Below are 25,657 nucleotides of genomic sequence, written 5' to 3'. Positions count from 1 at the left end.
AGCTATTCAGTCGCAACTGTTCAGGCGCTCGTGCGGTGGTTTCGTCACGCTGAACCGGTATCCGTCAACTTCACCTTGCACGACGGTGTTGTCGGAAACTTCAGATCGATCATTTGCATCGCTCTGCAAGATTTCTGCAACCGAACGTCCATTCAGCTGCAAGTGTGCATTGTCGAAATCCGCAGACAAATACTTACCGATCGTGCGGCCGAACCTGCGTCCTAAGCTGCCTCCGAGTCGGTCAACAATAGCATTGGCGGCGGCAATCAATTCGCTCGTATTTGAGCAAGTTACAATTGTATCACTAAGGTTACTCATAGCGGCCTCCTCTCACTATTGGTGAAATTCTTATTCTCTTTGCTCCACCGAATGCGTGCCACCCACACGCTGCCGTTGGCGCCGTACTTGTTGTCGACCGGGATGATCGTATTCGGCGGCCAGGTTTGCATCCATTCGGATTCGGTGACCCAGGTCTCGTGCGGACTAACCTGCGTCACGCCGAAGTTGCCGTAGCGTGCGCCGCGTTCGGGAATGAGGATTTGCTCGGTCGCGCGAATCACGCGTAGCGTTTTCGGATCGACCTGTGCCATGAAGAGGGGCGCGCGATGGCGGAAGACGTGATCGTTGTTGGCGCCCTTGCGTGTGTAGACCAGATAGAGCGCGTCGCTGTGCGTCACCCAATGCTGCTGCGTGTTGTAGTTCCCTAGATCCGTGCCGTCGTCGAATTTCCACGGCTGAATGGGACTGAACTGCAAGCCGTCTCGGCTGCGCGAAACGAAACCGAGCTTGTCGTTGCGCAACGTGAGAAAGTATTCGCCTTGGAACCGCGTGAGCGACGGTTCGTGCAAGCCGCGAGTCGCATCGTCGATCGAGAGTTCGTTGCCGTGCTCTTGATAGGCCAATTCTTTCCCATCGAAGCGGCAACACGTCACGATCACGCGTGAGTTCTTCCCCGCTGGCCGAAAATAAATCGGCAGCAAGATCGAGCCATCCTCCTTATCGTACCGCTGCACGCAACCAGGACCCGCATCGGCAAACTGATCGCCCGGCAACTTCATTCGCTGCCATTTCGACCAACTGTCGATCGCCGGGTCGTAAATTGAATACGTTGTGCTCCGTGGCCGAGGACTCTGCACCTTCCAGTTCTTGGTGTAGACCACGTCGTGCCCGGTGCCGAGCAACGTCTTCGACGCCGCATGCCACGTCGGCCAGCAGTCGCTCAGGGCCACCGGTCGATCCTCGCCGTCGATGTTCTCGGTGATCGGCGCGAGTGACGCCTGAGGTTTCGGTTCCGTCCACGTTTTGCCGAGATCATCGGTGTGCATCGAGAGCACGGCTTTGAACACGTCGCTGCCGGAGACATCGAGCGTATTCATCGTCATCACGACCCGCGGCACACCATCCTTCCCAGCGCCCGGCACGATGCCGGCCCGCGGATGCACCCAGCAAGTCTTGCCGTCATAAAACTTCGTCGGCGAGTGACGAGTCAGTGCGTAGGCGTCGCTGCGACTTTCATTTTTCTCTTCTGCGGTTCTCACAACGCTAGGGTACGCGAGAGTGAATCCCACCAGACTTGCGAACATTCGCCGTTGCATGATCCACCTAATCAGCCGCCGGGCGCTAGCCCCCGGCTTGTGCTTTGATGCCGCTATGAAAGCCGGGGGCTAGCGCCCGGCGGCTGATTCGATTTATTGCAATTCGCGGACGTAAAAACAAACTGACTCTAAATCGTCAATATTATTGATGCATTCCCAGTCATCTCCGACGGACCAAACTGGCCGATCGCTGAAATCATTCCATTCCCCGCGCAGTCGGCGAGTGCAATTCGCTTTCAATTGGTCTCGAACGGTATTGCCTGCGTGTTGCGTAGCCGAAATCACGGCATGTACGTGATTTGTGCGTGCATTTATTGCCCATAAGTGCCAACCTCGATGATCGCTGTGCTTCCGGCATTCAGCTTCAACCGCTTGGCGATGTTCGGGCAAAAGCAAGATTACCGCGTGATTTAGCCGTTCGTCATGCCATTCTGCGAGGCGTGGTTGCGGAAGTTGATTTCCCTTGCGACGTTCGCGCCAGCCGCGCACGTCACCTCGCAAATGAGTTCCATACACAGACCAGGTGATGAAATACGCGATCGGATCGTCGGCATTCATTGCTCACCAAGCGTTTAGGTAGACGAAATCAGCCGCCGGGCGCTAGCCCCCGGCTCTTCTCAGGCATTGCGGTCTAAGCCGGAGGTTATTGTCCGGCGGCTGATAGTACAGTCTGATTTTGGCATCGTCAGAATAACCACGCTGCGGGTTTCGTGACTAGAATGGAGGACTCCCTTTCATCGATCATCGAGTTCGCATGGCCCGCCGTCCTTCTGCCAAAGATGCTGTTTCAATCGCCCCTGCTCTCGTGCGGCGTCCGCCGGCGCGCGGCTTTTGGATCATGCTTTCGACCGCCGCTGTCGTGATGATGGCCGTCGGTGGCTTGGCTGCCGATTATTGGTTCGGCATTCCTGATAGTCAGCAGGCGAAATTTGTCGGTCGCGAAGCGTGCGCGAAATGTCATCAGACGGAACTCGCCAAGTTCACCGGTTCGCACCACGATCTGGCCATGGACCTGGCGACGGAGAAAACGGTCCTCGCCGATTTCGATGACGCGCAGCTGACGCACTACGGCGTGACGTCGAAAATGTTTCGCCGCGATGGCAAGTACTTCATCAACACCGAAGGCCCCGACGGCAAACTCGCCGATTTTGAAATCAAGTACGTCTTCGGCGTCACGCCGCTGCAGCAATACATGGTCGAGTTCGATCGGCCTGCCGAGTTGCCGGCAAACGAAATTGCTCGATTGCAGGTGCTGCGTGTGTCGTGGGACACGATTCAGAAAAAATGGTTTCACCTCGATCCGCCCGATGTGAAAGACAAGCTCGCGCCGGATGACATGCTCCACTGGACAGGTTTCGCCCAGTGCTGGAACCACATGTGTGCCGACTGCCATTCGACGAACTTACAGAAAAACTACGACGTTGCGACCGGCGTCTATCACACAACGTTTTCCGAGATCGACGTCAGCTGCGAAGCTTGCCACGGCCCCGGCAGTTTGCACGTGCAACTGGCCTCGGCTGTTTCGCCGTTTTGGGATCGCAAGCATGGCCACGCACTGGCCAAGCTCAAGGGGACCGACAACAAGCCGCAGGTCGAGATGTGCGCGAATTGCCATTCGCGGCGGCGTGGCATTTCGCCGAATTTTCAGGCGGGCTGCGGCTACTACGATTATTTTGCGAACGAGCTGCTGCCGCGAAACATCTATCACGCCGACGGCCAGATCCTGGACGAAGTGTACGAATATGGTTCGTTCGTGCAGAGCAAAATGTTTCACAAGGGAATTCGCTGCACCGATTGCCATGACCCCCACTCGGTCCGGCTGAAAGCCGACGGCAACAAGGTTTGTACCAATTGTCATCAGCATCCAGCTGCGAAGTACGACACGCCGAACCATCATCGCCACAAGGAAGGTTCGACCGGGGCCTCGTGCGTCGAATGCCACATGCCGGCGACGACGTACATGGAAGTGGATCCGCGCCGCGACCACAGCTTGCGAATTCCGCGGCCCGATCTGAGCGTGCAACTCGGTACGGGCAACGCCTGCACGGCGTGCCATTTGAAGCTTGATGAAAAGACCAAGCCGAAGCTGGAGCAGAAGGAATTGAAATCGTACGCTGCCTGGCAACAAGCGGCCGAGCGCGGCGACGCGACCGTGAAAGCCGAACTGAATCGTCTCGATAAGTGGGCCGACGACGCCTGCGAAAAATGGTACGGCAAGCAGCGAAAGAAAGAACCGCACTTCGCCGAAGCCTTGCATGCGGCCCGTGAGAATGAACCGGGCGCGGAAGAAAAACTCGTCAAACTACTCGGCACGCGCACGATGCCCGCCATCGCGAGGGCGACGGCGGCACTCGAGCTGCGAACCTATCTCAATCCGCAGAGCGAAGGGGGCGTAACAAAAGCGCTCGCCGATGGCTTGAAGGATTCGGAGATTCAGGTTCGCGCGGCGTGTATTCTTGCCCTGCAAGGCGCCAGTGATCCGATGGTTCGGAAGTTGTTGCTGCCGATGATTGATGATCCGTCGCGACTGGTACGAACCGAAGCCGCGCGAATCTTGGCGAGGATTCCCGACGCCGACATTCGCGGCGACAAATTGCAACGACTACGCGAGGTTTGGAAAGAATTCGAAGCCGGCGCGTCGATCATGAACGATCGCGCCGAAGGTCACTTGCAACTCGGCGTACTCGCCGAAAGTCGCAATCAACTGCGCGATGCCCAGCGTCATTACGAAACGGCGATTCGCGTACAACCGAGCTTCACCGGGCCCCGCGGCCAACTCGCCATGCTGCTGGAGCGGATGATTCAAGAAGCCCAGGAGCAAGCCGAGCAGGCTTCTCAGCAGGGGAATGTCGTCGCTCGCGACGAAGCGCTGCGGCCGATTCCTTCGCTGCATTTTGAAGTCGAGAAACTCCGCCAGGACGAACTGAGCTTGGTCGAACGCGATGCCGCCCTCATCCCCGAAGAAGCCGTGATGCAACAGCAGCTAGGCTTTGCCCGCTACACGCAAAACTGGCGCAAAGAAGCGGCCACCGCGCTCCTCACGGCTTGGCTGCTCGATCCTCATTCACCGGAAACTACCTTCGCCCTCGCCATCTTCTATCGCGACACGGGTTGGCCCGAAAAGGCCTTGGAAATTATCTCCACGGCGACGAAAGACCGCGAAGCGCCGGTGCATCTGAAACAACTCGAGGGCGAACTCAAACAGCAATTGAGCTCGCAACGGCCGGCAGGGCCGGCGCGGAATTAACCGTCGCTCCGGCCTACGTTTCGACCTGCGGCTTACTTTGCAGGATACGGACCTGCAGACCTTTGGCTTGGTATTGAGGAAAATCGCGATCGAAGGTCACGACTTCCGCGGAAATTCCGATCGCAAAAGCTGCCAGGTAAGCGTCCATCCACTTATGCGGCGATGCTGTTTGCACATTGCTGAAAGACAACCACAGGTCGCGCACATTCGGGGGCTCTCTCTCGCGCGAAACCGCCAGATCGTTGTAAAGGTTCGCCAGAAATGCGATTGCTTCGGCGTTGGTGAAGGGCAAAAGGCTGCACTGCTTCATCACTGCGGCTTGAGTAATTAGGCGGACGAAGCCAATCTCCGTCGCCGCGCAGAAAACCAGATCTCCGGCATGCAGAGTTACATCTTGGTACCAGCCGCGGGCAAGGAGGTGATGCGGGTGAGTTTCAACTGTCAGAGCGATCCACGTGTTGATGTCCAGTAGCCGTTTCATACCGCTCGATTTCTAGTTGGAGATCGGCATTCTTCAGTAATTCGCTCCACTCTTGCGGATTGAGTTCAGTTGGTTTCGCAAGTGGATCGAGACGGCCGCTGAGAACTGGTAGCGCCTTGGGAACAGGTGCCGACGGCGCGAGCGGTTTTGTTATCCCGAGCCCCGCAACTAGCAGGTCAGCAACGACATCTTGCACTGCGCGGCCCTCGCTTGTCGCACGCAGCTGAATTGCGGATTCCAGTTCGGGAGCAAGATTGATGTTCGTGAGCATGAATTAAGTCTGCGACCGCAAACGCGAGAAGTCAAGTTTTCAGCCCGCATACAGCGAATCAAACACTTGCCGATCGCCGGGATCTGTCAACTTGTTTGCTGCGGCGATGGCTTGTTGTTGGGCCGCGGTAGCTTGCGTCGGTTGTCCGGCGGCGCGGTAGGCTGCAGCGGCGCATCCGTGGGCGGTGGCGAGATCGAAAGGTGTTTGCGTATCGCCCGCTTCGTTGCTCAAGGCGAGGCATTTTTCTGCGTGGCGAACGGCGGATTCGCCCAAGCCAGAGCGGGCGTAGGCCGTGGCGAGCAAGTTTTGCGCACGAAGATGATTGAGCAAGTTGCCGGCGTGCAGCCAGTGGAAGCAGGCCGCGTGGGCGGCGTGGATCAGACGCTCCGTTTCGTCGGGCGTGCGATCGGCTTTTTCGAGCAGATCCCAGGCTTGGTTGTTGAGTTCGACGGCGAACCAGCGGTGGGCTTTGGCGAGGTCAAAAGGAGGTTCGGCCATGATGAGGATACTTGCGGGGGCTGAGATATTTTGCGGGGCGGCCCTTCACCCCGGCCCTCTCCCCGGAGTACCAAGGAGAGGGAGTTTAAGGGGGAATGCTTCGCATTCAATAGCCGAAGAACTACTTCTTTTCTTCCGGCTTTGGCGGCGGGTTAGTGCCGGGCATGGTGCCGGCCTTGATGAGATCGCCGAAGACTTTGCCGTCGGCATTCTTTAGTTCCGAGGCCTTGGTCAGGGCGTCGCCGAGAATCTGCAAGGCCTTGGCTTTCGCGGCGGCCTTGTCGGCATCGGCGGCGCCTTCCTTCTTCGACTTCTCGACTTCGGCCATGTAGTCCTTGTGCTTGAAGTTGTCGTGCACGGCCTTGCCGAAATCATTCAGGCCGTGACCCTTGGCTTTTTTGTCGGCGCCGGGGATGTGGCACATACCGCACTTGCCCATTTGGGCTTTGAGCGTGGCCGTGATCTTGGCATCGGGGCCGTAATGCTCGAGCACGTGGTCTGGAATCGGCGGGAGGGCGAACGCGGCCGAGGCCGAGATCAGCGTGAGGATGAAGGCGGCGGTGAGAATGCGAGTCATGATGTTCCTTGCTTGAAGCTGGGAATGGGGAGCGAGTGAAGGGCAAGGGCTGTTTGAAGGTTAGCCCCTCACCCCGACCCTCTCCCCGGCGTACCGAGGAGAGGGAGTGAATGCAAATACAGAGACAGACGACTACTTGGGTCCCGTGAGCAACTTGAACGAGTCGGTCCGGAACGGCGAAGCAGGCAGGCCGGCTTTGTTGAAGAGATTCGGCTCGGCGAGTTCGTTCCAGGCGAAGCGAACGGCGACGGGCTTTTGCACTTCTTCGCTGGTGACGACGATGGTTTCGCCATCGATGGTCGCCTTGGCATCGACGAACTTTTCGTCTTCGCCAGCGATTTGGAAGTAGGTCAGAGGTTTGTCATCCTTGGCAGTCAAACCAGCGCCGTGCTTGAATTTGACGCGGATCTTGTTTCCTTCGACTTCCGACGAGTCATACAGCGGGCCGGAGTAAACAAGGTCCTTCTTGCCGTAGGTATTTGCCAAGGCCCACAAGGCCAGCCGCTTGCCCACGTCTTGCTTGTTCTTCGGGTGGATGTCTCCGATGGTGGTGATGTCGGTCGTCACGCACATGCCGGTGTTCGGTGAGGTCGCCAGCGTCTTGTTTTGCGCATCCCAGAGCTCGGCCAGGCGCGGGCTGCTGTTGTACCTGTAGGGAGCGAGTTGCACAAAGAGAAACGGGAAATCGCCTTGGCCGAAGCGGGCGCGCCAATCGGCGATCATCGTCGGGAACAACGTCGCATATTCATGCGCACGACCGACGTTCGATTCACCTTGATACCAGATCGCGCCGCGAATGCTCAGCGGAATGACCGGAGCCAGCATGCCGTTGAAGAGCACGGCAGGTTGATTGGCATCGAACTTCGGCGGCAGCTTTTTCGTGGGATCTTTGGGATCGGGCCGTTCCGGCAGATTTTCGATCTTCCGATCCGCCAAATACTTCAGCGAGGGAACAGCCGCGAGAGCTTCGTTGCTGGTCCAAGCTTCGCACACCGTGCCGCCCCAGTTGTCGTTGACAATGCCGACCGGCACACCGGCCAATTCTTGATTCAAGTAACGGGCAAAGTAGTAGCCAACGGCTGAAAACGAGGGGGCGGTTTCCGGCGAGCAAACAGCCCAACCACTGGTCGGCGTGGTCTTCTTCGTGCCGGGATCAACCGGAATATCATCGACGGGCTTTTCGGCCGGAATCCGTTGCACCTTGATCATGCGGATCAGCGGATGCTTGGCGTTGGCGGCTTCTTCTTGCGGATTGAGCGAGCTCGACACGGTCCATTCCATGTTCGACTGACCCGACGCGATCCAAACTTCGCCGAGGTAGACATCCTTCAGCGTCACTTCGTTCGAGCCCTTGAACTTCAGCTCGTGCGGACCGCCGGCAGCGCCGGTCTTGATCTTGGTCTTCCACTTGCCGCTGTCGTCGGCCTTGGTGGTGACGGTGGCTTCGCCGAGCGAGACCTTCACTTCTTCACCCGGAGCCGCCCAGCCCCAGAGGTTGGCTTCGGTCTCGCGCTGCAGCACCATGTGGTCGCCGAACAGCTTGGGCAATTTGATTTCGGCCTGCGCCGAGCCAACGCCAACGAGCGCAAGCGCTGCGGCGAGGTAGTAACGAACATTAAACTTCATGGCGGATTCCTGGAGAAATGAACCGATCCAAACCGGCTCATCAGTTGAATAGCTGCACGCAGCAGAATCAAGAGGCGACGACGAACGTCGGCATTAGGCAGCGCTGCGGACATTTTCCGTGGCCGGCTCTTCGTCATTCTCAGAAGTTTCTGTCGGGCGAACCGTCGGCAAATAGCAGACGATGGCGATTGCCGCCGCTCCACCGGCCAGCGAGATGAAGAACGGAACGCTCAACTGCCGTTGCACGGCAAAAGTGATCGCCGGAGCGGCGATGGCCACGACCACGGCCGAAATTTTGGCCGTCAGGCGCATGCCGCGCTGGCGTTGCCAATCGCGGAGGATGGGGCCGAGCAGAGGAGACCGCCGGAGGCGCCGCATGGCTTGCGGGCTGCTGCGTGCGAAGCAAACGGCTGCCAGCAGGACGAAAGGGGTGCAAGGGAGCACCGGCAACACCGCGCCGGCCACGGCGAGTGCGACACTCAGCCAGCCGACGACGATCAGGAGCGCACGCTTCATGCTTGCCATTATCGGCAGTTGGTCGATTTTTACTAGGCAAACTATTTTTCTTGGTGCTGGCAGCGTCCAGGTCCGACACAACGGGCGGCCGAAAAGGTAGGATGACACCCTTGCTTTTGACCTAGCTCCGGTGATTCATGCCCGCCCCGTTCGCCGTTGTCGATCGTACATCGGCCCTCGAATTTCTCTTCAGCCGCATCAATTATGAGCGGACGACGCAGATCCCGTATCGTACCGGCGGGCTGAAGCTCGAACGGATGCAAGCGCTGCTGCGTCTGGTCGGAGATCCGCATCGGGCTTATCCGATCGTGCACATCGCGGGCACCAAGGGTAAGGGTTCGACGGCGACGATGATCGCCCGCATCCTACAAGCGGCTGGATACAAGACGGGCCTCTACACGTCGCCGCATCTCGAGCGACTGGAAGAACGCTTTGTCATCAACGGTCAGCTTTGTACGGAACAAGAGTTCGTGCAACTCGCCGCCGATCTGGAAGCGGCGACACTCAAGCTGGAAGAGCGCGAGCCACTCAATCGTTGTCCGACGTTTTTTGAAATCACCACGGCGATGGGGCTGTTGCACTTTGCCCGCTCGGGGGCGGAAGCGGTCGTGCTAGAGGTTGGGCTCGGCGGCCGACTCGATTCGACGAATATTTGCACGCCGCGGCTGTCGGTGATCACCAGCATCAGCTTCGATCACGTCAAGCAGCTCGGCAACACGCTCGCTGCCATCGCTCGCGAGAAGGCGGGCATCATCAAGCCGGGCGTACCGGTGGTGTGCGGCGTGTGCGAAGAAGAGCCGCGCAACGCAATCGAATCGGTAGCGATCCTGCAACAAGCGCCGCTGCTGCAGCGGGGAATCGATTTTGATTTCAGCGTGGAGACCGATGCGGCGGGAAGGATGCAGGTCGAGTATCGCGAACCTGCAGAATCGCCCAAAACGAAGCTGGGGCCATTTCCGGTCGGCATGCTCGGCGAACACCAGGCCACCAATGCTGCGACGGCCATCGCCGTCGTGCGTGCGCTGCAGCCGCAACGCGAATTCCGAATCAGCGAAGACGACATCCGCGTCGGCCTGGCCGAAGCCTGCTGCACTGCCCGGATCGAAGTCGTGCGCGAGAGTCCGACGGTCATTCTCGACGTCGCGCACAATCTGGCTTCGATCGAAGCCTTGCTCGCTGCGCTCGATTTGCGTTTTCCTCCGGCGAAGCAAAACGGCGGTTGTCGAATTCTGCTCTTCGCCAGCAGTCGCGACAAAGATCCCACGGGCATGCTGAAACTGCTGCTCCCTAAATTCGATCGTGTGATTGTGACGAAGTACGTCAACAATCCTCGCGCCGTAGAACCCGAAGAACTGTGCGACCTTGCCCACTCGTTAGGAGCCGGAGAAAAAGTGGAACTCGCCGCCGAGCCGCAAGCGGCTTGGCAACGGGCTCGTTCACTGGCCAGCGACAACGACTTGATCTGCATCACTGGCTCGTTCTTTCTCGCTGCAGAGTTGCGCTCGCAGTGCGTATCGTGATTGTCATCTTTCTTGATCGTCGCGCGGGCAGCTTGCTTGTGCTCGCACCAGCTGCTGGCTAGCGAACCGCGATTCTCGCTGGAAAACAGGCTGTTTTTGCATCTTTCGCAGGTCTGGCCCGCACTTTGCATTAAGGCCATCGCAGTTGGTTAGTGAGCTTCAACGCTCCCGACCAGACGAGGCATAGATCAACTACCTACTCGGCTGTGCGCCTGCCTCGAACGGGCAGCTGAATCTGTTGGAGTACATGCAATGAAGAAAATCATCTTAGGTTTGATGTTGGCCGCGGGGCTCGGTTTGGCTGGCTGTCAAAAAAGCGTGAACAGCGAGATCAAGGACGTGCACGACGCCGAGAAGAACGCCGCCAAGAAGATCACCGATAAGGAGCGCGAGCTCCAAGACACGAAGATGGAAGAAGGAAAGAAGATTCTCCAAGAGAAGCGCGAAGCCAACGACGCCATCAACAAGGAAGTCGAAAAGACCAATCCGCCGCCGGCCGTCCCGTAAGCTGGCAATTAATATTCGCGATGCGACTTGGCACGCCTCCCCGAGAATGTGCCGAGCGTGACGCAAACCGTGCTGCCCCGCGATGGCGATCCCTCGTCCATCGCGGGGTAGTTCTGTTTCTGCACTTCACTCTGGAGCGAAGTCATGCCACGCGGCGACAAGGACAAGTACACCGATAAGCAAAAACGTCAGGCCGAGCATATCGCTGAAGGCTACGAGGACCGCGGCGTCTCCGAAGAGACCGCCGAGGCGCGGGCCTGGGCCACGGTCAACAAGATGAGCGGCGGTGGAAAGAAGTCCGGCTCCGGCCGCGGCAAGAAAGTGAACAAAGCCCCGGCTAAGAAGGGTGGCAAGCTCGGCGGCGCTGCATCGGCAGCTCGACCAAAGTCGGCGCGAGTAGCATCAGCGAAAAAGGCCGCGGCCACTCGCAAGAAACGGGCGACGAAGAAAAAGACCGCCAAGAAGAAGAGTGCCTAAGTCACGGCCAACTGTCCGCAGCCCGCTGCGATCTCGATGCCGCGACGCTGGCGAACGCTGCTGGGGATCTGCCGCTCTGCGAGAATGTTTCGAAATGCTGCGATCGCCGCGGTGTCTCCGGCTTGACCGTCGAAACCGACGGTCGGGTTGAGCGGGATCAAATTCACCTGACAGGGAATTCCTTGCAGCAGTTCGGCTAGTTCGCGAGCTTGGTCGGTGGAATCATTTTTCCCCGCGATGAGCGTCCATTCGAAAAATATCTTCTGCTGCAACTTCTCGGTGTAGTAGCGACAGGCCGCCAACAATTCCGCAACCGGCCAAGGGTGCGCTGCTGGAATCATCGCCAATCGCTCAGGTTGATTTCCCGCATGCAGCGAAACAGCCAGCGAATATTTTCGTCCTTCATCGGCCAATCGCACGATGCCGGGAATGACGCCGACCGTGCTAATTGTTATCTGCTTTGCGCCGATGGCGAGACCGGCTGAGTTGTGCAGGATCTCGAGTGCGGTCATCACCGCCTCGTAGTTCAGCAGCGGTTCGCCCATTCCCATCAGCACCAGGTTGCTCAGCCGCTGCCCCTGCTCGCGACAACGACGAGCTACATAGAGAGCTTGCGCGACAATTTCGCCGCTGGTTAGATTGCGTGTAAATCCCATCTGCCCCGTCGCACAGAACACGCAACCCAGCGCGCAGCCGACCTGCGAACTCAGGCAGGCCGTCGTGCGCGTTTGCGGACCTTCGCCGTACTCCATCTGCACTGTTTCAATTTGTTCACCATCGCGCAGATTCAGCAGAAACTTGTTCGTGCGGCCATCCTGCGACTGCACACTCTTCGCGGCGGTAAGGTGCCCCAGTGTCGCTTCGGCCTGCAATCGCGCGAGCAACTTCGGCGGCAACTCGGCGATCGTGGCAAGCTCGGTTGCCAGATCGCGATACAAATGCCGCCACAACGGCCGCGCGTGCGCAGTAGCAAATTCCCACTCGGTGAGGAGTTGCGTCAGGTCGTTTGGCGTGAGGTCGTAAAGATTATGCATTCCGCACTATTGTAGCCAACGGCAGGAAAAGCAGACGTGGTATCTTGAAGAGATGGATACTTCCGAGATCAACGCTCAGGCCCGCCGTGTTGCTCAACTCTTGGCGACGCGACAAAAAAAAGTGGCTACGGCAGAAAGTTGCACCGGCGGACTGGTGGCCGGTGCACTTACCGCCGTGGCGGGAATTTCGGCCCGGCTGTGCGGCGGCGTGATTGTTTATCGAAACGAAACGAAGCACGCGCTGCTCGATATTTCCCAGCAACTGCTCGCCGATCCGGGCCCCGTCAGCGAAATTGTCGCTCAACAGATGGCCCAACGCGTGCTGACAAAAATTCCGGAAGCCGATGTCTCGATCGCCATTACTGGGCATCTTGGCCCGAATGCGCCAGCCGACCTCGATGGCGTGGTGTGGCTGGCCGTGGGAGCGCGCAAGGGAGAGGAATCAGCCGAAGTGTGGACCAAAAAGTTGCACCTTCCGCCGCTGGCCCGAATTGAGCGACAGCAAATGGCGGTGGCGGGTGCATTGGACTTTCTGGCAAGCAATTTGGAAGTGAGCGGCAGGTAAAAGAAATTCAAACTTGGCCAGTCTCATCTTCTGCACTCTTCTTTGCTTCCGCTACGATAACTGAAAGTGCAAAAGCAAGTCGAACCGCTTCAACCCCTCACCCTGGCCCTTAACCTCTAGCCCCTTCCCCCCATGCTTCTTCAAACCGTTCAGCAGCACATTCTCGAAGAACAACGCCGTCATCATCCGCAGGCCAGCGGTGAGTTTTCCTGGCTGTTGTCGGGCATCACGCTGGCGACGAAGATCATCGCGGCTCAGGTTCGCCGAGCGGGGATCAGCGCCGATGTGCTGGGAGCGACGGACAATGAAAACGTCCAAGGCGAAGTGCAGCAGAAGCTCGACGTTATCGCCAACCAGGTGCTGATGAAGTTTCTCGGCAATCGCGGCAACGTAGCGATCATGGCCTCGGAAGAAGATGACGATCCGGTGGTCGTCGAGCGCGATCGCAAGCACGGCAAGCACGTGGTCGTCTTCGACCCGCTCGATGGCTCGAGCAACATTGACGTCAACGTCAGCGTGGGCACGATTTTTTCGATTCTGAAGCGTGAGCCCGATCCGACCGGTACGCGCGACATCATGAGCGACGTACTGCAACCCGGCTATCGGCAAATCGCGGCGGGATATGTCGTCTACGGCTCGTCGACGATGCTCGTCTACACAGCCGGCAACGGCGTGGCTGGCTTCACGCTCGATCCGTCGATCGGTGCGTACTTGCTCAGCCACGAGAAGATCACGATGCCGGAATGCGGCAAGCAGTACAGCTGCAACGAAGCCAACTACGACAGCTTTCCAGACGAATACAAAGAATATCTCTCGATTCTCCGCTCGGGCAAAACGGGCCGGACCTATTCCTCACGCTACATCGGCTCGCTGGTCGCCGATTTTCATCGCATGCTGCTAAAGGGTGGCGTATTCATCTATCCGCCGACCAAATCGCATTCGACCGGCAAGCTGCGACTGCTGTACGAAGCCAACCCCATCGCGATGCTCGCCGAACAAGCGGGCGGCATGGCCACCGACGGGCGAAAACGAATCCTCGAAATCCAGCCGACGACGCTCCATCAGCGCACACCGCTGGTCGTCGGCAGCCGGGAGGAAATGGCGCTGCTGGCGAAGATCATGCAGTAATCAAGGCTTGTCCTGGAGTGCAGGGACCTTGGCGATTTTCTCCCGAAATTGCTTCAGGTCCCCAGCGATGTGTCGCTCGCCAGCCAAGGCCGAGACCTCTACCGGCGGCAAGCGAATTTCCGAGTTCTTCTCCAGGAGAACTTCCAGCAGGCATGCCAGACCGGGGGACCAGAACACTCGGTCGCTGTCGTACGACTCCGATTTGTCGTTCAAATTGAATGAGCGTTCGAACACTTGGATCGCAAAGCGATCTTGATTGGTGACTGCCTCGATGCGCATCTTCGGCAGTGCACCGGCGAAGCCGCCTTCCGACCTGGGCACCGGCATATGCGAATCGGCGAGTGCGCTCTGCAAGAGTTCGAGTATTTCTGGCTGATCGATCGAGAAATCCGCTTTGATTTTTGGGGAAGCCGCGAAGCCCATGTCCTGAACGACGACGCGGATTTTGGTCAACTTGCGGCCCTTCGCAAAGTCGAGTTTCCGCCAATCCGGCGCACCTTGTCCCCACACAGCGATTGGCGAAACCGCCCCGATCAGAAAAATCGCCACAGCCGCGGCAAACGTGCGGGTGATCCCCTGCCAGTGGTTAGCACTCATCAATACTTTCTCGCAGAAAACGAAATACCTCTGTTTCTGTCAGCATTGGATGCGATTTCGCACGAGCTGGCGATACCCGGCTGACCTACGCGAAGCCGCTTGCTGCCGATAGAATGCGGGCGGATGGATTTATCTTGATACGTCTCGGCGTCTCCTCTTCGCGATGATGCAGGAGGCTGGAGCATCGCATGGCACGCCTGGTTTCTTTTTTGGTTCTACTGCTGATCTTGGTGCTCATCGCGCTGTTGTTCTTCCGCGTGATGGCATCGTTCATGCTGCCGTTGTTCCTGGCTGCGCTGCTCGTCGTCGTTTTTCATCCTCTCTACACCTGGATGCTCGAACGCTGTTGGAAGCAGCGTTACGTGGCGGCGACGCTGACCACGATCATGGTCATGCTGTGCGTTCTCGCGCCGGCTGCCCTTGTGTTCACGCTCGCCGGTGCTCAGGGGGCTTCGCTCGCTTCGCAAGTTCGCGGCACCAATGTGCGAGAGAAGCTCGATGAACTGCGGGCCGCATATTCGCTCGATATTCCTCGCCGCGACCACCTGCAACAAATCGAAGCCACTCTCAATTCCTACCGAGAATTCCTGCGACGTGGCGAAACGCCGAACTACAAACGAATCCACAATGCCTACACCCGCCTGGCCGCCATTGAAGAGTGGCGGACGGCTGGGAAGGGTAAGGATCTCGGCTTGATCGCCTTTCCAGAATCGCTGCAAAAGCAACTCGAAACATTGCAAACCGCCGATGCCGATTCCCCCGAAGCCGACCAGGCCCTGCTCGATGCGATTGCTGAGTTCCGCATCTACAAACGCGATCTCCTCGGCGGCGGCTTTCAAGCGTTTGTCAAAGAGCTCGTGAATCCTTCGGATGAGCAAATCGATGCTCTGATGAAGGATTATTACGAGCCGATCATTTCGCGCGGCAAAGAAACCGCGGTCCTGGTCGGCAAAGTCGTGCTGGGCATTCTCGTTGTGATCGCCACGCTCTTTTTCTTATTCGCCGAAGGCTCGCGCATTCTCGATGGTGCTATTCGCCTTTCGCCGCTGGAAGAGCGTTACGTGCGCGAACTCGTCAATGAGTTTGATCGCGTCTGTCGCGCGGTGGTTGCCGCGACGCTTCTCTCTGCCGTCGCGCAGGGAATTCTCGCCGGCATTGGTTTTTACATCGCCGGTTTTTATGTCCCCGGTTTGCAACAATCCGTTGCGCTGCTGATGTTGTTGACGATGGTCCTCGCGATGGTTCCCTTCACGGGCGCGGCCACGGTGTGGGTTCCCGTCAGTTTGTACATCTGGCTCTATGCGGGGCAGTTCGGTCCGGCGGTCGGCCTGGCCATTTACGGCGCGCTGATCGTGTCGACGGCAGACAACTTTATCAAGCCGATGGTGCTGCACGGCCAATCCAATTTGCATCCGCTGCTGGCGCTCCTAAGCGTTATCGGCGGCATTCAATCGCTCGGCCCGATCGGCATTCTCGTCGGGCCGATGGTCGTCGTGTTCCTGCAGACCCTGCTCAAAATTCTGCAACGCGAACTGATCACCATGGACAAGCTCACCGCGGCCGCCGCCGCCATTGGCGTGCAACTGCCGGCATTTGGTCCTAGGCCTGCGGAAGCAACTACTTCAACTGAGATTACCGTCTCGCCTGTCGATCCGGCGACTGGCATTCCGATCGAAGCGGCCCCCGAACCAAAATCGAATGGCTCGCCGCCAGCGAAGCCGGTACAAAGGTCGAAGCCGAAGAAAAAACGTTAAGGCGGTAACGCTGTGGATTGGGTCTTTATGCAAACCGACGAAGACCTAGAACCAGATGCGATTAATGACGCGCCGCGTAGCGCCGACGATAAAGCAGTTTCTGGTCCGTGGTGGATGCACGCGGCCAGTGTTCTCGGATTTGACCTTGAGCTGAAACCACAGCTTGCCAGCCTAGCACGGCGGCTGGCATATTCGATCATGGGACTCGTCTTCATTGGACTGCTGAGTTGCGCGGCCCCAGCCTGGCTGGCGCTCGTTGCCTTGGCGATTTGGTTCCTGCCGTTTGCCATTCACGCAGCAGTTCGCGATCTGGCACTGCTGGCCTTCACGATGGTGCTAACCGTTGCATCCAGTCGAACCCAGTGGAAGCTACTCGCCTCCCTCGTGGTTTTTCAAATCGAGACGGTCGCGTTCATCGGTGTAGCGGCTCTGGCGGCGGCAGCATTGATGTAGAGCGTTACCGCCCTCTTCATCGGCAAACCTATCCGCCAAAAGAAACAGGGCGGCAAATGGATTGCCGCCCTGAGAGAAAATCAGATTTTTGCAATCGCTTACTTCACGTCGAGCAGTTCGACGAGGAAGTGAAGCGTCGCCTTGCCCGGAATCACGCCGCCAGCGCCACGATCGCCGTAGCCGAGGTTCGAGGGGATTTCGAGTTCGATCATGCCACCCTTGCCGACCAGCTGCATTCCTTCGGTCCAGCCCGGAATGACTTCGCCGAGGCCGAAGGCGATCGACTCTTTGCGGTCGTACGAGCTATCGAAGACCTTGCCGTTGTCGAGCCAGCCGTGGTAATGCACGGTCACTTTGTTCGTGGCCTTCGGCTGCACGCCGGTTCCCTTGCGGAGCACGCGGTACTTCAGGCCCGAGGGGGTCGCCGTGAAGGTCTTCGGCGCATCCTTGTCGGCAGCACCAGCGCCGGCGGGGAGCGTGGGAAGGGGAACATCTTGAGCGCTCACGAAAACTCCTCCGCAGAGAAAAAAGAACATCAAACCAGCAACCGTTGCCAAATTCCGTCGTGACATAAATGCCCTCCTTGAATTAGGGGAAAACCAAGACGGGCGATTCTAAAGCACGCCGAAATAACAGCAAAGGGGCTGCTATCACTGGCCGGTCGACAAAACCACTCGAAAACGAGCCTGGCCGCTCAGCATCCGCTCGAAGGCCGCCGGGGCTTGCTCCAGCGGAAAGACCTCGTTGTGCGAGCGCACTTGCGTTTGCTGGCTGAAGGCGAGCGTGTCTTCTGAATCGATCGAGGTGCCGGAATACCAACCCGTAATCGACCGCCGACCGGCCAGCAAAAAGATCGGTTGGGCTTCGAGCGATTGCACCGCGCCGATTACCATCAGCTTGCCATAGGGAGCCAGTCCGCCGACCGTCGCGGCCATCGCGGGACCATGCGTCACCGTCGCGATGATCGCTTTGGCGCCGCCCAGCTTCTGCAACTCTTCGGCGGGATCGCTGTTCTGGCTATCGATGTAATGCACCGCTCCGAGTTGCTTGGCTAGCGGCGCTTTGTCTTGCCCACGCGCGATGGCCACCGTTTGAAAACCCATCTTCGCTGCATATTGCACGCCGAGATGACCGAGCCCGCCGATGCCGAGAATGGCGACCACTTCGCCAGGACCAGCGCCGCTGTTGCGAAGAGCATTGAACGTGGTCAGGCCTGCGCACATCAGCGGCGCGGCATCGAGTGGCGACAGCTCTTGAGGAACCATGGCGAGCGCGGTTACCGGCGCAAGCATGTAATCGGCATAGCCGCCGTCAATCGAAATGCCGGTAATACCAACGCCGTTCTGACAGGCAAAATATTCGCCGCGACGGCACATATCGCAATAGCCGCAATGGGCCGAATGCCAGCCGATTCCCACGCGCTGACCGACTTGCCAACGGGGCGGCACGTTGGCGCCCAACGCGTCGATCACGCCGATCACTTCATGTCCTGGAACGCGCGGATAGGTGATCCCTGGCCATTGACCTTCTTTCGTCAGCAGATCGCTGTGACAGATGCCGCAAGCTTGCACCTTCACCCGAACGGTTCCAGCAATCGGCTCGGGAATCGGCCGCTCAACTAACTCCAACGGACCGCTCTTTTTCGAAATCTGAATCGCACGCATCGTCGACATGTGGTTGCTCCTGCTGTTGGTTCATTTCAATGGGGAAGCAGATACACGTTCACTTCTTCGCCGGGGGACCAAATCTTGTCGCCGCCGGGAAAGTGGGCGAGGGCATTCGCGCGCGCTAGCGCCCGCAAATCGCCAGAGCCTTGCCAGGCCAGCGGTTTCACTTCGCTCGTCGTCGCGTCGAACTGAGAGGGCCAATAGGCAGGGCGATCGCCGCGGTGCGGGTGATCTTGCGCGAGTGTCGCGGTGCGTTGTTCGAGTCCCACGGCCGGTTCGCCGCGCAGCTTTTGCAATGCGGGGCGAACGAACAATTCAAAACAAACGAGGCCGCTCACTGGATTGCCCGGCAAACCAAACACCAGGCACGGCGGCAAAAATTCGCCGCGGTCGAAAAAGCCGAACCACAGTGGCTTGCCGGGCTTGAGATTCACTTTATGAAAAATCTGCTTCACGCCGGCCTGGGCCAGCGCGGCAGGAACCAAATCATGCACGCCCGCGCTCACGCCGCCGGAAAGCAGAATCACATCGTGCTCGAGATTCTCCCGAATCGCCGCGAGCAAGGCTTCCGGCTCATCACGGACGATGTCGCATTCCGTCGGATAACCGCCGGCTTGCGTCACCAGCCCGCCGAGCAGACTGCTGTTGCTATTGCGAATCTTCCCCGCCGTCGGCACTTCGTCGCAGGGGACGATCTCGTCGCCGGTTGGCAAAATCGCAACCGCAGGATCGAGCATTGTCCAAACCAAGCTCCGTCCCACTTCGGCGAGCAAGCCGATTTCGATGGCCCGGAGCTTGGTTCCTTTCGTCAGCACCACCTCGCCACGCTTCATCGAAGTGGCACGGCGCATGATGCTCATGCCATTTCGCACGCGCTCGTCGAGGATCGTCACAGCAGCACCGTTTTCGCTCGCTTCCGTTTTTTCGACCATCACCACGGCAGCGCATCCCTCAGGGATGGGCGCACCCGTCATGATTTGAATGGCGGTTCCGGGCGTGAGCTTGTGCTGCGGCACTTCGCCGGCGACGACACGCTCGAGCACTCGCAATGGCTTGCGGTTCGCCAAATCGGCTTCACAAATCGCGTAACCATCCACCTGCGTTTTGTCATACGGCGGCGAATCGATGTCGCTCGCGATGTCTTCGGCCAGCGTGCAACCGAGTGCGTGAGAAAGTTCGGTTTGAATGCTGCGCGTGATCGGCCGCGCATGTCGCAATACAAACTCGAGAGCCTGCTCGACGCTGATCATTGGGCGGCCCGCATGTCGAGAAACTGCTTCAACATCTGATGGCCATATTCCGTGAGAAAACTCTCCGGATGAAACTGCACACCGACGAGCGGCAGCGTCTTGTGGCGAATGGCCATGATTTCGCGCGAGCCATCGGGAGCATCTGCCCAAGCCGAGACAATGAAGTCGGGATGGAGCGTGTCGGGCCGAATTACCAGGCTGTGATAGCGCGTCGCCGTGACCGGGTTTGGCAGTCCGGCAAACAGGCCTTGGCCGTCGTGATAAATCTGATCGGTCTTGCCATGCATCAGTCGCTTCGCCCGCACAATGACGCCGCCCGTGGCTTGGCCCATCGATTGATGGCCGAGGCAAACTCCGAGCAGCGGCACGGTCCCCATGAACCGCTGAATGCACTCCACCGAAATGCCCGCTTCGGTCGGCGTGCACGGACCTGGCGAAACAATGATGTGCGTCGGCTTGAGGCGAGCGATTTCGTCGCAAGTGATCTGATCGTTGCGGTGAACCTGAATATCGAGCGTCGAATCGACCTCACCCAGCCGTTGCACGAGGTTGTAGGTGAAGGAGTCGTAGTTATCGATCAGCAAAATCATGGGAAGGCAGAAAGTAGATGGCAGAACGCAGAAGTGGGGGCCAGGGAGAGTATTTTGCTTGCCAAGGGGGACAAGCCAGCTACATGATAGGTTCGCGTGAAACGGCGATTCATTCAATGGGGCGAGGTAGCCACGGTCGGCAGACCGTGGGTCCGGCCAGCAACCTGCGCTTGGGCAGGACGTGGCTACAGGAGTGTTCAGCATGCGACGGCTGATGCAAGTTCTCGTTATTTCTGTGTTGCTGGCGAGGAGTTGGGCGTTCGCGGATGAACTGGAATTGGTTAAGGCTGTCGATATCCAGCCGGTGAAATCGCAGGCGAAGCGAATCGTCGACGCTTTGAAATTTCTCGGCGAGCCGCTGACAAAAAGCGAGCAGGAACAACTCGACGCTGCCCTTGCCGAAACGAACGCCACGAAGTCGCTCGCAGCGATTCAAAAAGTCTTCGACGCCCGCGCGCTCGTGGGCGTGAATATCAATTCAGAAAGTCGCGTAAGCGTTGTTCGTGGCGCTGCCAAGGCCGAACTGAATGAGCAAGGCTGGAGCGTGTTTCTGATCAAGGTTCACAACGAAGCGGGCGTGACGGCTGCGCTGCGGGTGAATAGTCCGAATGCGGCCGCGATGTTGAAAACTTCTACGGGTGCGCCCAAGCCCGAATTGAAAATCACACTCAACGACGTTTCCGATCGGTGGATGGATCTCGTCGCCTACGATTCGCAGCCGCTGACAAAGACGCTGACCGGCCTTGAGCTCGAATATCGCCTCATTCAGGTTTACAGCCGCGACAAAGGAAAACGCGAAGCCAAGCTGCAGTTCGACATCGGCCAGGGAACGCAGGATTTAGGTTTCCGCAATGAACTAGCCGTTGTCTTCTCTTGCGAGCCTGCCGTGCGGGTTCGTCTCGATGTGCTCGATGACGACGGCAAACCGACGACCGGGCAGTTTGTTTTCAAAGATCCGCAAGGACGGATTTATCCCGCGCGAGCGCGACGACTTGCGCCGGACTTTTATTTCCACGATCAGGTCTATCGTCATCACGGCGAAGAAGTGTTACTGCCGGCTGGCAGCTACGAAGCGATTTACACGCGCGGGCCGGAATACCGGATTCAGAAACGAATGATTCAAGTGCCGCAGACGCAGGAGCACAGCGAGTCGTTCCGCTTGAAACGGTGGATCAAGATCAGCGATCTCGGCTGGGTCAGCGGCGATCATCATGTGCATGCCGCCGGTTGCAAACATTACGAAGCGCCGACAGAAGGGGTTACACCAGAAGACATGATGCGGCACATCCTCGGCGAGGATCTGAACGTTGGTTGCGTTCTCTCCTGGGGTCCCTGCTGGTATTACCAGAAGCAATATTTCGAGGGGACGATCAACAAGCTCTCGACCAAAGACTATTTGATGCGCTACGACGTCGAGGTGAGCGGCTTCCCGAGTTCGCACGCCGGGCACCTCTGTCTGCTGCGACTCAAAGAAGACGATTATCCCGGCACGAAGGTGATCGAAGATTGGCCCAGTTGGGATCTGCCGGTTTTGAAATGGGGCAAGGAGCAGGGTGGCGTTGTCGGCTTTTCGCACAGTGGTTGGGGACTGATGGTTCCCGGCGATCAGTTGCCGAACTACGCGTTGCCGCCGTTCGATGGTATTGGCGCGAATGAGTATGTCGTTGATGTCGTACACGACGTCTGCGATTTTATTTCCGCCGTCGACACGCCCATCATTTGGGAACTCAGCGTTTGGTATCACACGCTCAATTGTGGTTACACCTGTCGGATCAGCGGCGAAACGGATTTTCCGTGTATCTACGGCGATCGTGTCGGCTTGGGGCGCGTCTATGTAAAGATGGATCGGCCGCCGCCACTTACGAAAGAGGCCGTGAAGCTCGGCCTGACGAATCCGATCGTCGCCAAACAGCAGGCCGCGCAAGGCCAACTCGATTTCGATCGCTGGGTCGATGGCATCAAGGACGGCAGGTCGTATTGCTGCGACGGCTTGAGCCATCTGCTCGATTTCAAAGTGAATAACCTGGGCGTAGGCGAAGTTGGCGACAACGGCCGAAAGAGTTTCCTAGCGATCAAGGCCGGCGAAGCATTGAAAATTAGTTGTCGCGCGGCGGGTTTGCTCGAGGATGCTCCGCGCGAAGATATTCGCCGTCAGCCGCTCAGTTCGAAGCCTTACTGGCACATCGAACGGGCTCGCATCGGCGATTCGAACAAAGTGCCGGTCGAGCTAATCGTGAACGGCCAAGTTGTCGAGAAGAAGGAAATCGCCGCCGATGGTAATGTGAGTGACGTGACGTTCGACTGCAAACCGGAACGCTCCAGCTGGGTTGCCGTTCGCATCTTCCCGGCCTGCCATACGAATCCGGTGTTCGTCGAAGTCGACAAACAGCCGATTCGCGCCAGCCAGCGCAGTGCGCAGTGGTGCATCGACGCGGTCGCGCAATGCTGGAAACAGAAATCGCCGAAGATTCGCGATAGCGAAAAAGCTGCCGCCGAAGAAGCTTACGCAGTGGCACGCAAGGCGTATGAAAAGATCCTGAAAGAATCGTACGACGATCGAGCGAAGTAGAATACAGATTATGAAATCCATCCAAATCCTCTTGCTCGGTTGTTTATTCCTCGGCTGGGCTGCGCTAGCTGCGGGGCAGATCAATACCGCCGGCGAAACCAAATTCTTCGGCTTGACTGCTAAAGGCTCGCGGTTCGTCTTCGTCGTCGATTGCTCGGCGAGCATGGAAGGGGCTCCGCTGGTTGCTGCCAAGCGCGAAGTCCTCGTCGCGCTCGAAAAGCTGAAGCGAACCAACCAGTTTCAAATCGTGTTTTACAACGAGCGCTCGCGCTCGATGCCCCGCATGGCATTTGCGGATGAAAACGGCCTCGCCGATGCTCGCACCTTCGTGGCGAGCATGACCGCGACCGGAGGGACCGATCATCTACAAGCGTTGCAAGCGGCAAAGCGGCTCGGGCCCGATGTGATCTTCTTTTTGACCGACGCCAGCGATCCTGGCATCTCGGCGCGGGATTTGAAAAAGATTCGCGAAGACAATGTCGCGGCGATTCACGTTATCGACATCGCCAGCGAGAAGGCCGGCGAAACAAAGTCGCTCCGACAGCTGGCCGAGGAGAATCGGGGCGAATACAAACGCGTTGACCCGAGCAATTTGAAGGCTGAATAAGTCGCAATCACCGCCGCGTACTTTCGCAAAATGGCAGAGGGCGATATTGTGGCGGCATGCTTATTCTACTGACAAACGACGACGGAATTTACGCGCCGGGCATCCGAGCGCTCGAAGAAGAACTGCTCAAGATTGCCGAGGTCCGCGTGGTTGCGCCGGCGACCGAGCAAAGCGGCGTCGGCCACTCGATTACCTTCTTGCGGCCCCTCGTGCCGAAGCAGGTGTATGACGCTCAAGATCGCCTGCGCGGCTGGGCCGTCGATGGCAGTCCTGCCGATTGCGTGAAGCTCGGCATTTTTGAATTCTGCGATCGGCCGCCAGATCTGGTGGTGAGCGGCATCAATGGTGGGCTGAACGCAGGCATCAACGTGCTCTATTCCGGCACCGTCGCGGCTGCCATCGAAGGGGCTTTCTTCGGCATCACGAGCATTGCCTGTTCGCTCGAGTTCCACGAGCACGCGCAGTATCGCAAGGCCGCCGTCATGTGCCGCGGTGTCATCGAGCAGATTCTCGCCAACAAGGGCCCCGAGCCGGTCCTGTACAACCTGAACATTCCCACGGCAGCGACCGAGCGCGAGCAGAACGAAATCAAAGTCGTGCCGATGGGCGTGGCGCGCTACGGCGAGCATTTCGCCAAGGGAGTCGACCCCAAGGGGCGAACGTATTACTGGGCGACGAATGATCCGCCGCCGCGACACGAGGGGTACGAAACCGATATCACGGAAATTGAACGAGGCTTTCTTACGCTCACTCCGTTGCAATACAATATGACTCGGCACGCCATGCTGGCCGAAATGGAAAAGTGGCCGCTGCAAGTGCCGCCGACGTAAGCTCGAATCACCGCCAAGGAAATCCGCCGATGAATCGCCGAACCTGGTCCTCGCAAGCTTTGCTGGTCGCCGGTTTATTGGCGATCGGCGGCTGCGGTTCATCGCCTCCGCCCGTCGCGACCGCGCCGCCAACGCCTGCACCCGCGACCGTGCCCGGCCCGCCTGCGACGATTCCTGGACCTCCGGCGACTATACCCGGCCCTCCGCCGGCAGTCGCACCGCAAACTCCGCAGCCCGCGACTCCAACCGATCCCGCAGCGCCCATCGCGCTCCCCGCTTCACCACCAGAACCACCGGCCACCCCCACCGAAACCGTGAAGGCCCAAGCCGGGGTCGCCGCCGCGGGTCGCACGCTCGATCAGCACGAGGGAATGCTCGTCACGCCAGCGAAAGCCTATTTCGCCGTGCGCGAAAAAGTGGTTTTTCAAATCCAGATTCCGCAAGCGATTCAACTCTACAAAGCCGAGAACACGCTGCCGCAAACCTTCGAGGAGTTCAAGCAGAACATTCTCGATCCCAACAAGATCAAGCTCCCGCCGTTGCCGCCAGGTCACACCTACGAGTGGAATGCGGAAGAGGAGCAACTGATGGTCAAACGGCCAAAGAGTTAGCTCTCCTTTCTCGAGACGAACGTCATGCCTGACAATCCTTTCGCTGATAATCCTTACGCTTACAGTGGCGCCATCCCGACGCCGGTTGCCACCACGAAGGCTCAGCCGCTCAACTCGCTGAATCTCTTTCGCGACGGCAAGCAGATTGTCGTGGTGGGAAATCAGTTCGTCTTTCCGCCCTGCTGCGTAATGACGGGCAGCGACCAGAACCTGGTCCCCAAAGCGCACACGGTAAAGTTCGTGCCGCATTCGATCGCTTGGACACTCATGTTCGGCGTGATCGGCGCCGCCATCGCGCAGGCCACGATGGGCCGGCAACTGCAGCTGAACTTGCCGATCAGCAACGATTGGCTCGCGAAAAAGAAAAAGCACTCGCGGCGCGGATTATTCATTGCTTTGGGCGGCGGCGCGGTTTTTCTGCTCAGCCTGGTCGCGATGTTGTCGCTCGATCCGCGTCAACAAGAATTGAGCAACCTCATCGGCATCCCCGCCTTGCTTGGCATGCTCACCGGTCTTGGTGGTTTGATCTACATGGCCGCTGCGGGCTCAGTCAACCTTGTGGGCTGCAGCAAGATGGAAGGGAACTGCGTCTGGCTGACCGGCGCAGCGGCGGATTTTCTGGCCCTGCTGCCCGAGTGGAGCACGCAGGGACCGCCGGGTGCTCCGGGCGTGATGCGCCGCTAGTTG

General features: G+C 58.5%; 28 protein-coding genes. 13 read left to right on the top strand and 15 right to left on the bottom strand.

The features are described 5' to 3' along the window. Window positions 1–6 precede the first annotated feature (6 nt). The 3 genes from M9Q49_RS17580 to M9Q49_RS17570 all read right to left on the bottom strand — a co-directional run bounded on the left by M9Q49_RS17580 (window position 7) and on the right by M9Q49_RS17570 (window position 2,153). The gene (locus M9Q49_RS17580) at window positions 7–318 is read right to left on the bottom strand and encodes a hypothetical protein (protein ID WP_254510115.1); all 312 of its coding nucleotides are present in this window, start codon (window positions 316–318) and stop codon (window positions 7–9) included. Further along, on the bottom strand, window positions 315–1,538 hold the full coding sequence (locus tag M9Q49_RS17575; protein WP_254510114.1) for an exo-alpha-sialidase: 1,224 nt from the start codon (window positions 1,536–1,538) through the stop codon (window positions 315–317). Before M9Q49_RS17575 ends, M9Q49_RS17580 begins: the two co-directional genes overlap by 4 nt. 150 nt (window positions 1,539–1,688) lie before the next feature. Beyond that, a complete protein-coding gene (locus M9Q49_RS17570) occupies window positions 1,689–2,153 on the bottom strand; it encodes a hypothetical protein (RefSeq protein WP_254510113.1) in 465 nt (154 codons plus the stop codon). 196 nt (window positions 2,154–2,349) lie between these two features. Between M9Q49_RS17570 and M9Q49_RS17565 the strand changes: the two genes are divergently transcribed. Then, window positions 2,350–4,842: an ammonia-forming cytochrome c nitrite reductase subunit c552 gene (locus tag M9Q49_RS17565; protein WP_254510111.1), complete on the top strand. Its 2,493-nt coding sequence runs from the start codon at window positions 2,350–2,352 to the stop codon at window positions 4,840–4,842. Window positions 4,843–4,855: 13 nt separating this feature from the next. Here M9Q49_RS17565 and M9Q49_RS17560 read toward each other — a convergent pair whose 3' ends face one another. The 6 genes from M9Q49_RS17560 to M9Q49_RS17535 all read right to left on the bottom strand — a co-directional run bounded on the left by M9Q49_RS17560 (window position 4,856) and on the right by M9Q49_RS17535 (window position 8,811). Further along, window positions 4,856–5,323, bottom strand: coding sequence for a TA system VapC family ribonuclease toxin (locus tag M9Q49_RS17560; RefSeq protein WP_254510110.1), 468 nt, complete (start codon window positions 5,321–5,323; stop codon window positions 4,856–4,858). Continuing rightward, window positions 5,277–5,594, bottom strand: coding sequence for a hypothetical protein (locus M9Q49_RS17555; protein WP_254510109.1), 318 nt, complete (start codon window positions 5,592–5,594; stop codon window positions 5,277–5,279). The genes M9Q49_RS17560 and M9Q49_RS17555 overlap by 47 nt, the downstream gene beginning before the upstream one ends. 39 nt (window positions 5,595–5,633) lie before the next feature. Beyond that, complete coding sequence (locus M9Q49_RS17550; protein WP_254510107.1) at window positions 5,634–6,092, bottom strand: tetratricopeptide repeat protein; 459 nt, start codon at window positions 6,090–6,092, stop codon at window positions 5,634–5,636. 121 nt (window positions 6,093–6,213) lie between these two features. Further along, window positions 6,214–6,669, bottom strand: a complete 456-nt coding sequence (locus M9Q49_RS17545) for a hypothetical protein (protein WP_254510106.1) — start codon at window positions 6,667–6,669, stop codon at window positions 6,214–6,216. A 132-nt stretch (window positions 6,670–6,801) separates the two neighbouring features. Then, complete coding sequence (locus M9Q49_RS17540) at window positions 6,802–8,295, bottom strand: sialate O-acetylesterase (RefSeq protein WP_254510105.1); 1,494 nt, start codon at window positions 8,293–8,295, stop codon at window positions 6,802–6,804. Between the two features lie 93 nt (window positions 8,296–8,388). Continuing rightward, window positions 8,389–8,811, bottom strand: coding sequence for a YbaN family protein (locus M9Q49_RS17535; RefSeq protein ID WP_254510104.1), 423 nt, complete (start codon window positions 8,809–8,811; stop codon window positions 8,389–8,391). 137 nt (window positions 8,812–8,948) lie between these two features. Here M9Q49_RS17535 and M9Q49_RS17530 point away from each other — a divergent pair, with 137 nt between their 5' ends. From M9Q49_RS17530 to M9Q49_RS17520, 3 genes are all read left to right on the top strand, one after another. Continuing rightward, window positions 8,949–10,331 (top strand): bifunctional folylpolyglutamate synthase/dihydrofolate synthase, encoded by a 1,383-nt coding sequence (locus M9Q49_RS17530; protein WP_254510102.1) that lies wholly within the window; start codon window positions 8,949–8,951, stop codon window positions 10,329–10,331. 252 nt (window positions 10,332–10,583) lie between these two features. Beyond that, window positions 10,584–10,838, top strand: coding sequence for a hypothetical protein (locus tag M9Q49_RS17525; RefSeq protein WP_254510101.1), 255 nt, complete (start codon window positions 10,584–10,586; stop codon window positions 10,836–10,838). A 144-nt stretch (window positions 10,839–10,982) separates the two neighbouring features. Beyond that, window positions 10,983–11,315 carry a hypothetical protein gene (locus M9Q49_RS17520; RefSeq protein WP_254510100.1) on the top strand — a complete coding sequence of 111 codons (333 nt, stop codon included), beginning with the start codon at window positions 10,983–10,985 and terminating at the stop codon, window positions 11,313–11,315. On the opposite strand, the gene rlmN is transcribed toward M9Q49_RS17520, so the two are convergent. Beyond that, the gene (gene rlmN, locus M9Q49_RS17515; protein WP_254510099.1) at window positions 11,312–12,349 is read right to left on the bottom strand and encodes a 23S rRNA (adenine(2503)-C(2))-methyltransferase RlmN; all 1,038 of its coding nucleotides are present in this window, start codon (window positions 12,347–12,349) and stop codon (window positions 11,312–11,314) included. The two genes, M9Q49_RS17520 and rlmN, sit on opposite strands and share 4 nt — an antisense overlap. A 52-nt stretch (window positions 12,350–12,401) precedes the next feature. On the opposite strand from rlmN, the gene M9Q49_RS17510 reads away from it, so the two are divergent. Together M9Q49_RS17510 and fbp are read left to right on the top strand one after the other, a co-directional pair. Next, window positions 12,402–12,914, top strand: a complete 513-nt coding sequence (locus tag M9Q49_RS17510) for a CinA family protein (protein WP_254510098.1) — start codon at window positions 12,402–12,404, stop codon at window positions 12,912–12,914. A 132-nt stretch (window positions 12,915–13,046) separates the two neighbouring features. Next, window positions 13,047–14,042, top strand: a complete 996-nt coding sequence (fbp, locus tag M9Q49_RS17505) for a class 1 fructose-bisphosphatase (RefSeq protein WP_254510097.1) — start codon at window positions 13,047–13,049, stop codon at window positions 14,040–14,042. On the opposite strand, the gene M9Q49_RS17500 is transcribed toward fbp, so the two are convergent. Continuing rightward, a complete protein-coding gene (locus M9Q49_RS17500; protein WP_254510096.1) occupies window positions 14,043–14,639 on the bottom strand; it encodes a hypothetical protein in 597 nt (198 codons plus the stop codon). Window positions 14,640–14,827: 188 nt separating this feature from the next. Between M9Q49_RS17500 and M9Q49_RS17495 the strand changes: the two genes are divergently transcribed. Continuing rightward, a complete protein-coding gene (locus tag M9Q49_RS17495) occupies window positions 14,828–16,393 on the top strand; it encodes an AI-2E family transporter (protein ID WP_254510095.1) in 1,566 nt (521 codons plus the stop codon). Window positions 16,394–16,420: 27 nt separating this feature from the next. Continuing rightward, window positions 16,421–16,846 (top strand): hypothetical protein, encoded by a 426-nt coding sequence (locus M9Q49_RS17490; protein WP_254510094.1) that lies wholly within the window; start codon window positions 16,421–16,423, stop codon window positions 16,844–16,846. A gap of 98 nt (window positions 16,847–16,944) precedes the next feature. Here M9Q49_RS17490 and M9Q49_RS17485 read toward each other — a convergent pair whose 3' ends face one another. From M9Q49_RS17485 to M9Q49_RS17470, 4 genes are all read right to left on the bottom strand, one after another. After that, a complete protein-coding gene (locus M9Q49_RS17485) occupies window positions 16,945–17,418 on the bottom strand; it encodes an FKBP-type peptidyl-prolyl cis-trans isomerase (RefSeq protein ID WP_390844264.1) in 474 nt (157 codons plus the stop codon). A 78-nt stretch (window positions 17,419–17,496) separates the two neighbouring features. Continuing rightward, window positions 17,497–18,519: an alcohol dehydrogenase gene (locus M9Q49_RS17480; RefSeq protein ID WP_254510093.1), complete on the bottom strand. Its 1,023-nt coding sequence runs from the start codon at window positions 18,517–18,519 to the stop codon at window positions 17,497–17,499. Window positions 18,520–18,545: 26 nt separating this feature from the next. After that, complete coding sequence (locus M9Q49_RS17475; protein WP_254510092.1) at window positions 18,546–19,763, bottom strand: molybdopterin molybdotransferase MoeA; 1,218 nt, start codon at window positions 19,761–19,763, stop codon at window positions 18,546–18,548. Next, window positions 19,760–20,353, bottom strand: coding sequence for an anthranilate synthase component II (locus M9Q49_RS17470; RefSeq protein ID WP_254510090.1), 594 nt, complete (start codon window positions 20,351–20,353; stop codon window positions 19,760–19,762). Before M9Q49_RS17470 ends, M9Q49_RS17475 begins: the two co-directional genes overlap by 4 nt. 202 nt (window positions 20,354–20,555) lie before the next feature. Here M9Q49_RS17470 and M9Q49_RS17465 point away from each other — a divergent pair, with 202 nt between their 5' ends. Genes M9Q49_RS17465 through M9Q49_RS17445 form a run of 5 tightly spaced genes read left to right on the top strand, consistent with a single transcriptional unit; the run spans window position 20,556 to window position 25,654 of the window. Continuing rightward, window positions 20,556–22,922: a CehA/McbA family metallohydrolase gene (locus M9Q49_RS17465; RefSeq protein ID WP_254510089.1), complete on the top strand. Its 2,367-nt coding sequence runs from the start codon at window positions 20,556–20,558 to the stop codon at window positions 22,920–22,922. A gap of 10 nt (window positions 22,923–22,932) precedes the next feature. Continuing rightward, window positions 22,933–23,529, top strand: coding sequence for a VWA domain-containing protein (locus M9Q49_RS17460; RefSeq protein ID WP_254510088.1), 597 nt, complete (start codon window positions 22,933–22,935; stop codon window positions 23,527–23,529). 56 nt (window positions 23,530–23,585) lie between these two features. Beyond that, on the top strand, window positions 23,586–24,359 hold the full coding sequence (gene surE, locus M9Q49_RS17455; RefSeq protein ID WP_254510087.1) for a 5'/3'-nucleotidase SurE: 774 nt from the start codon (window positions 23,586–23,588) through the stop codon (window positions 24,357–24,359). A 29-nt stretch (window positions 24,360–24,388) separates the two neighbouring features. Beyond that, window positions 24,389–24,970, top strand: a complete 582-nt coding sequence (locus M9Q49_RS17450; protein ID WP_254511892.1) for a hypothetical protein — start codon at window positions 24,389–24,391, stop codon at window positions 24,968–24,970. Window positions 24,971–24,994: 24 nt separating this feature from the next. After that, window positions 24,995–25,654, top strand: a complete 660-nt coding sequence (locus M9Q49_RS17445) for a hypothetical protein (protein WP_254510086.1) — start codon at window positions 24,995–24,997, stop codon at window positions 25,652–25,654. Window positions 25,655–25,657 lie beyond the last annotated feature (3 nt).

Source organism: Anatilimnocola floriformis (assembly GCF_024256385.1).
Lineage (GTDB): Bacteria > Planctomycetota > Planctomycetia > Pirellulales > Pirellulaceae > Anatilimnocola > Anatilimnocola floriformis.
Note: the sequence above shows the minus strand (reverse complement) of the source record. Positions and strands in the feature narration are given on the sequence as shown.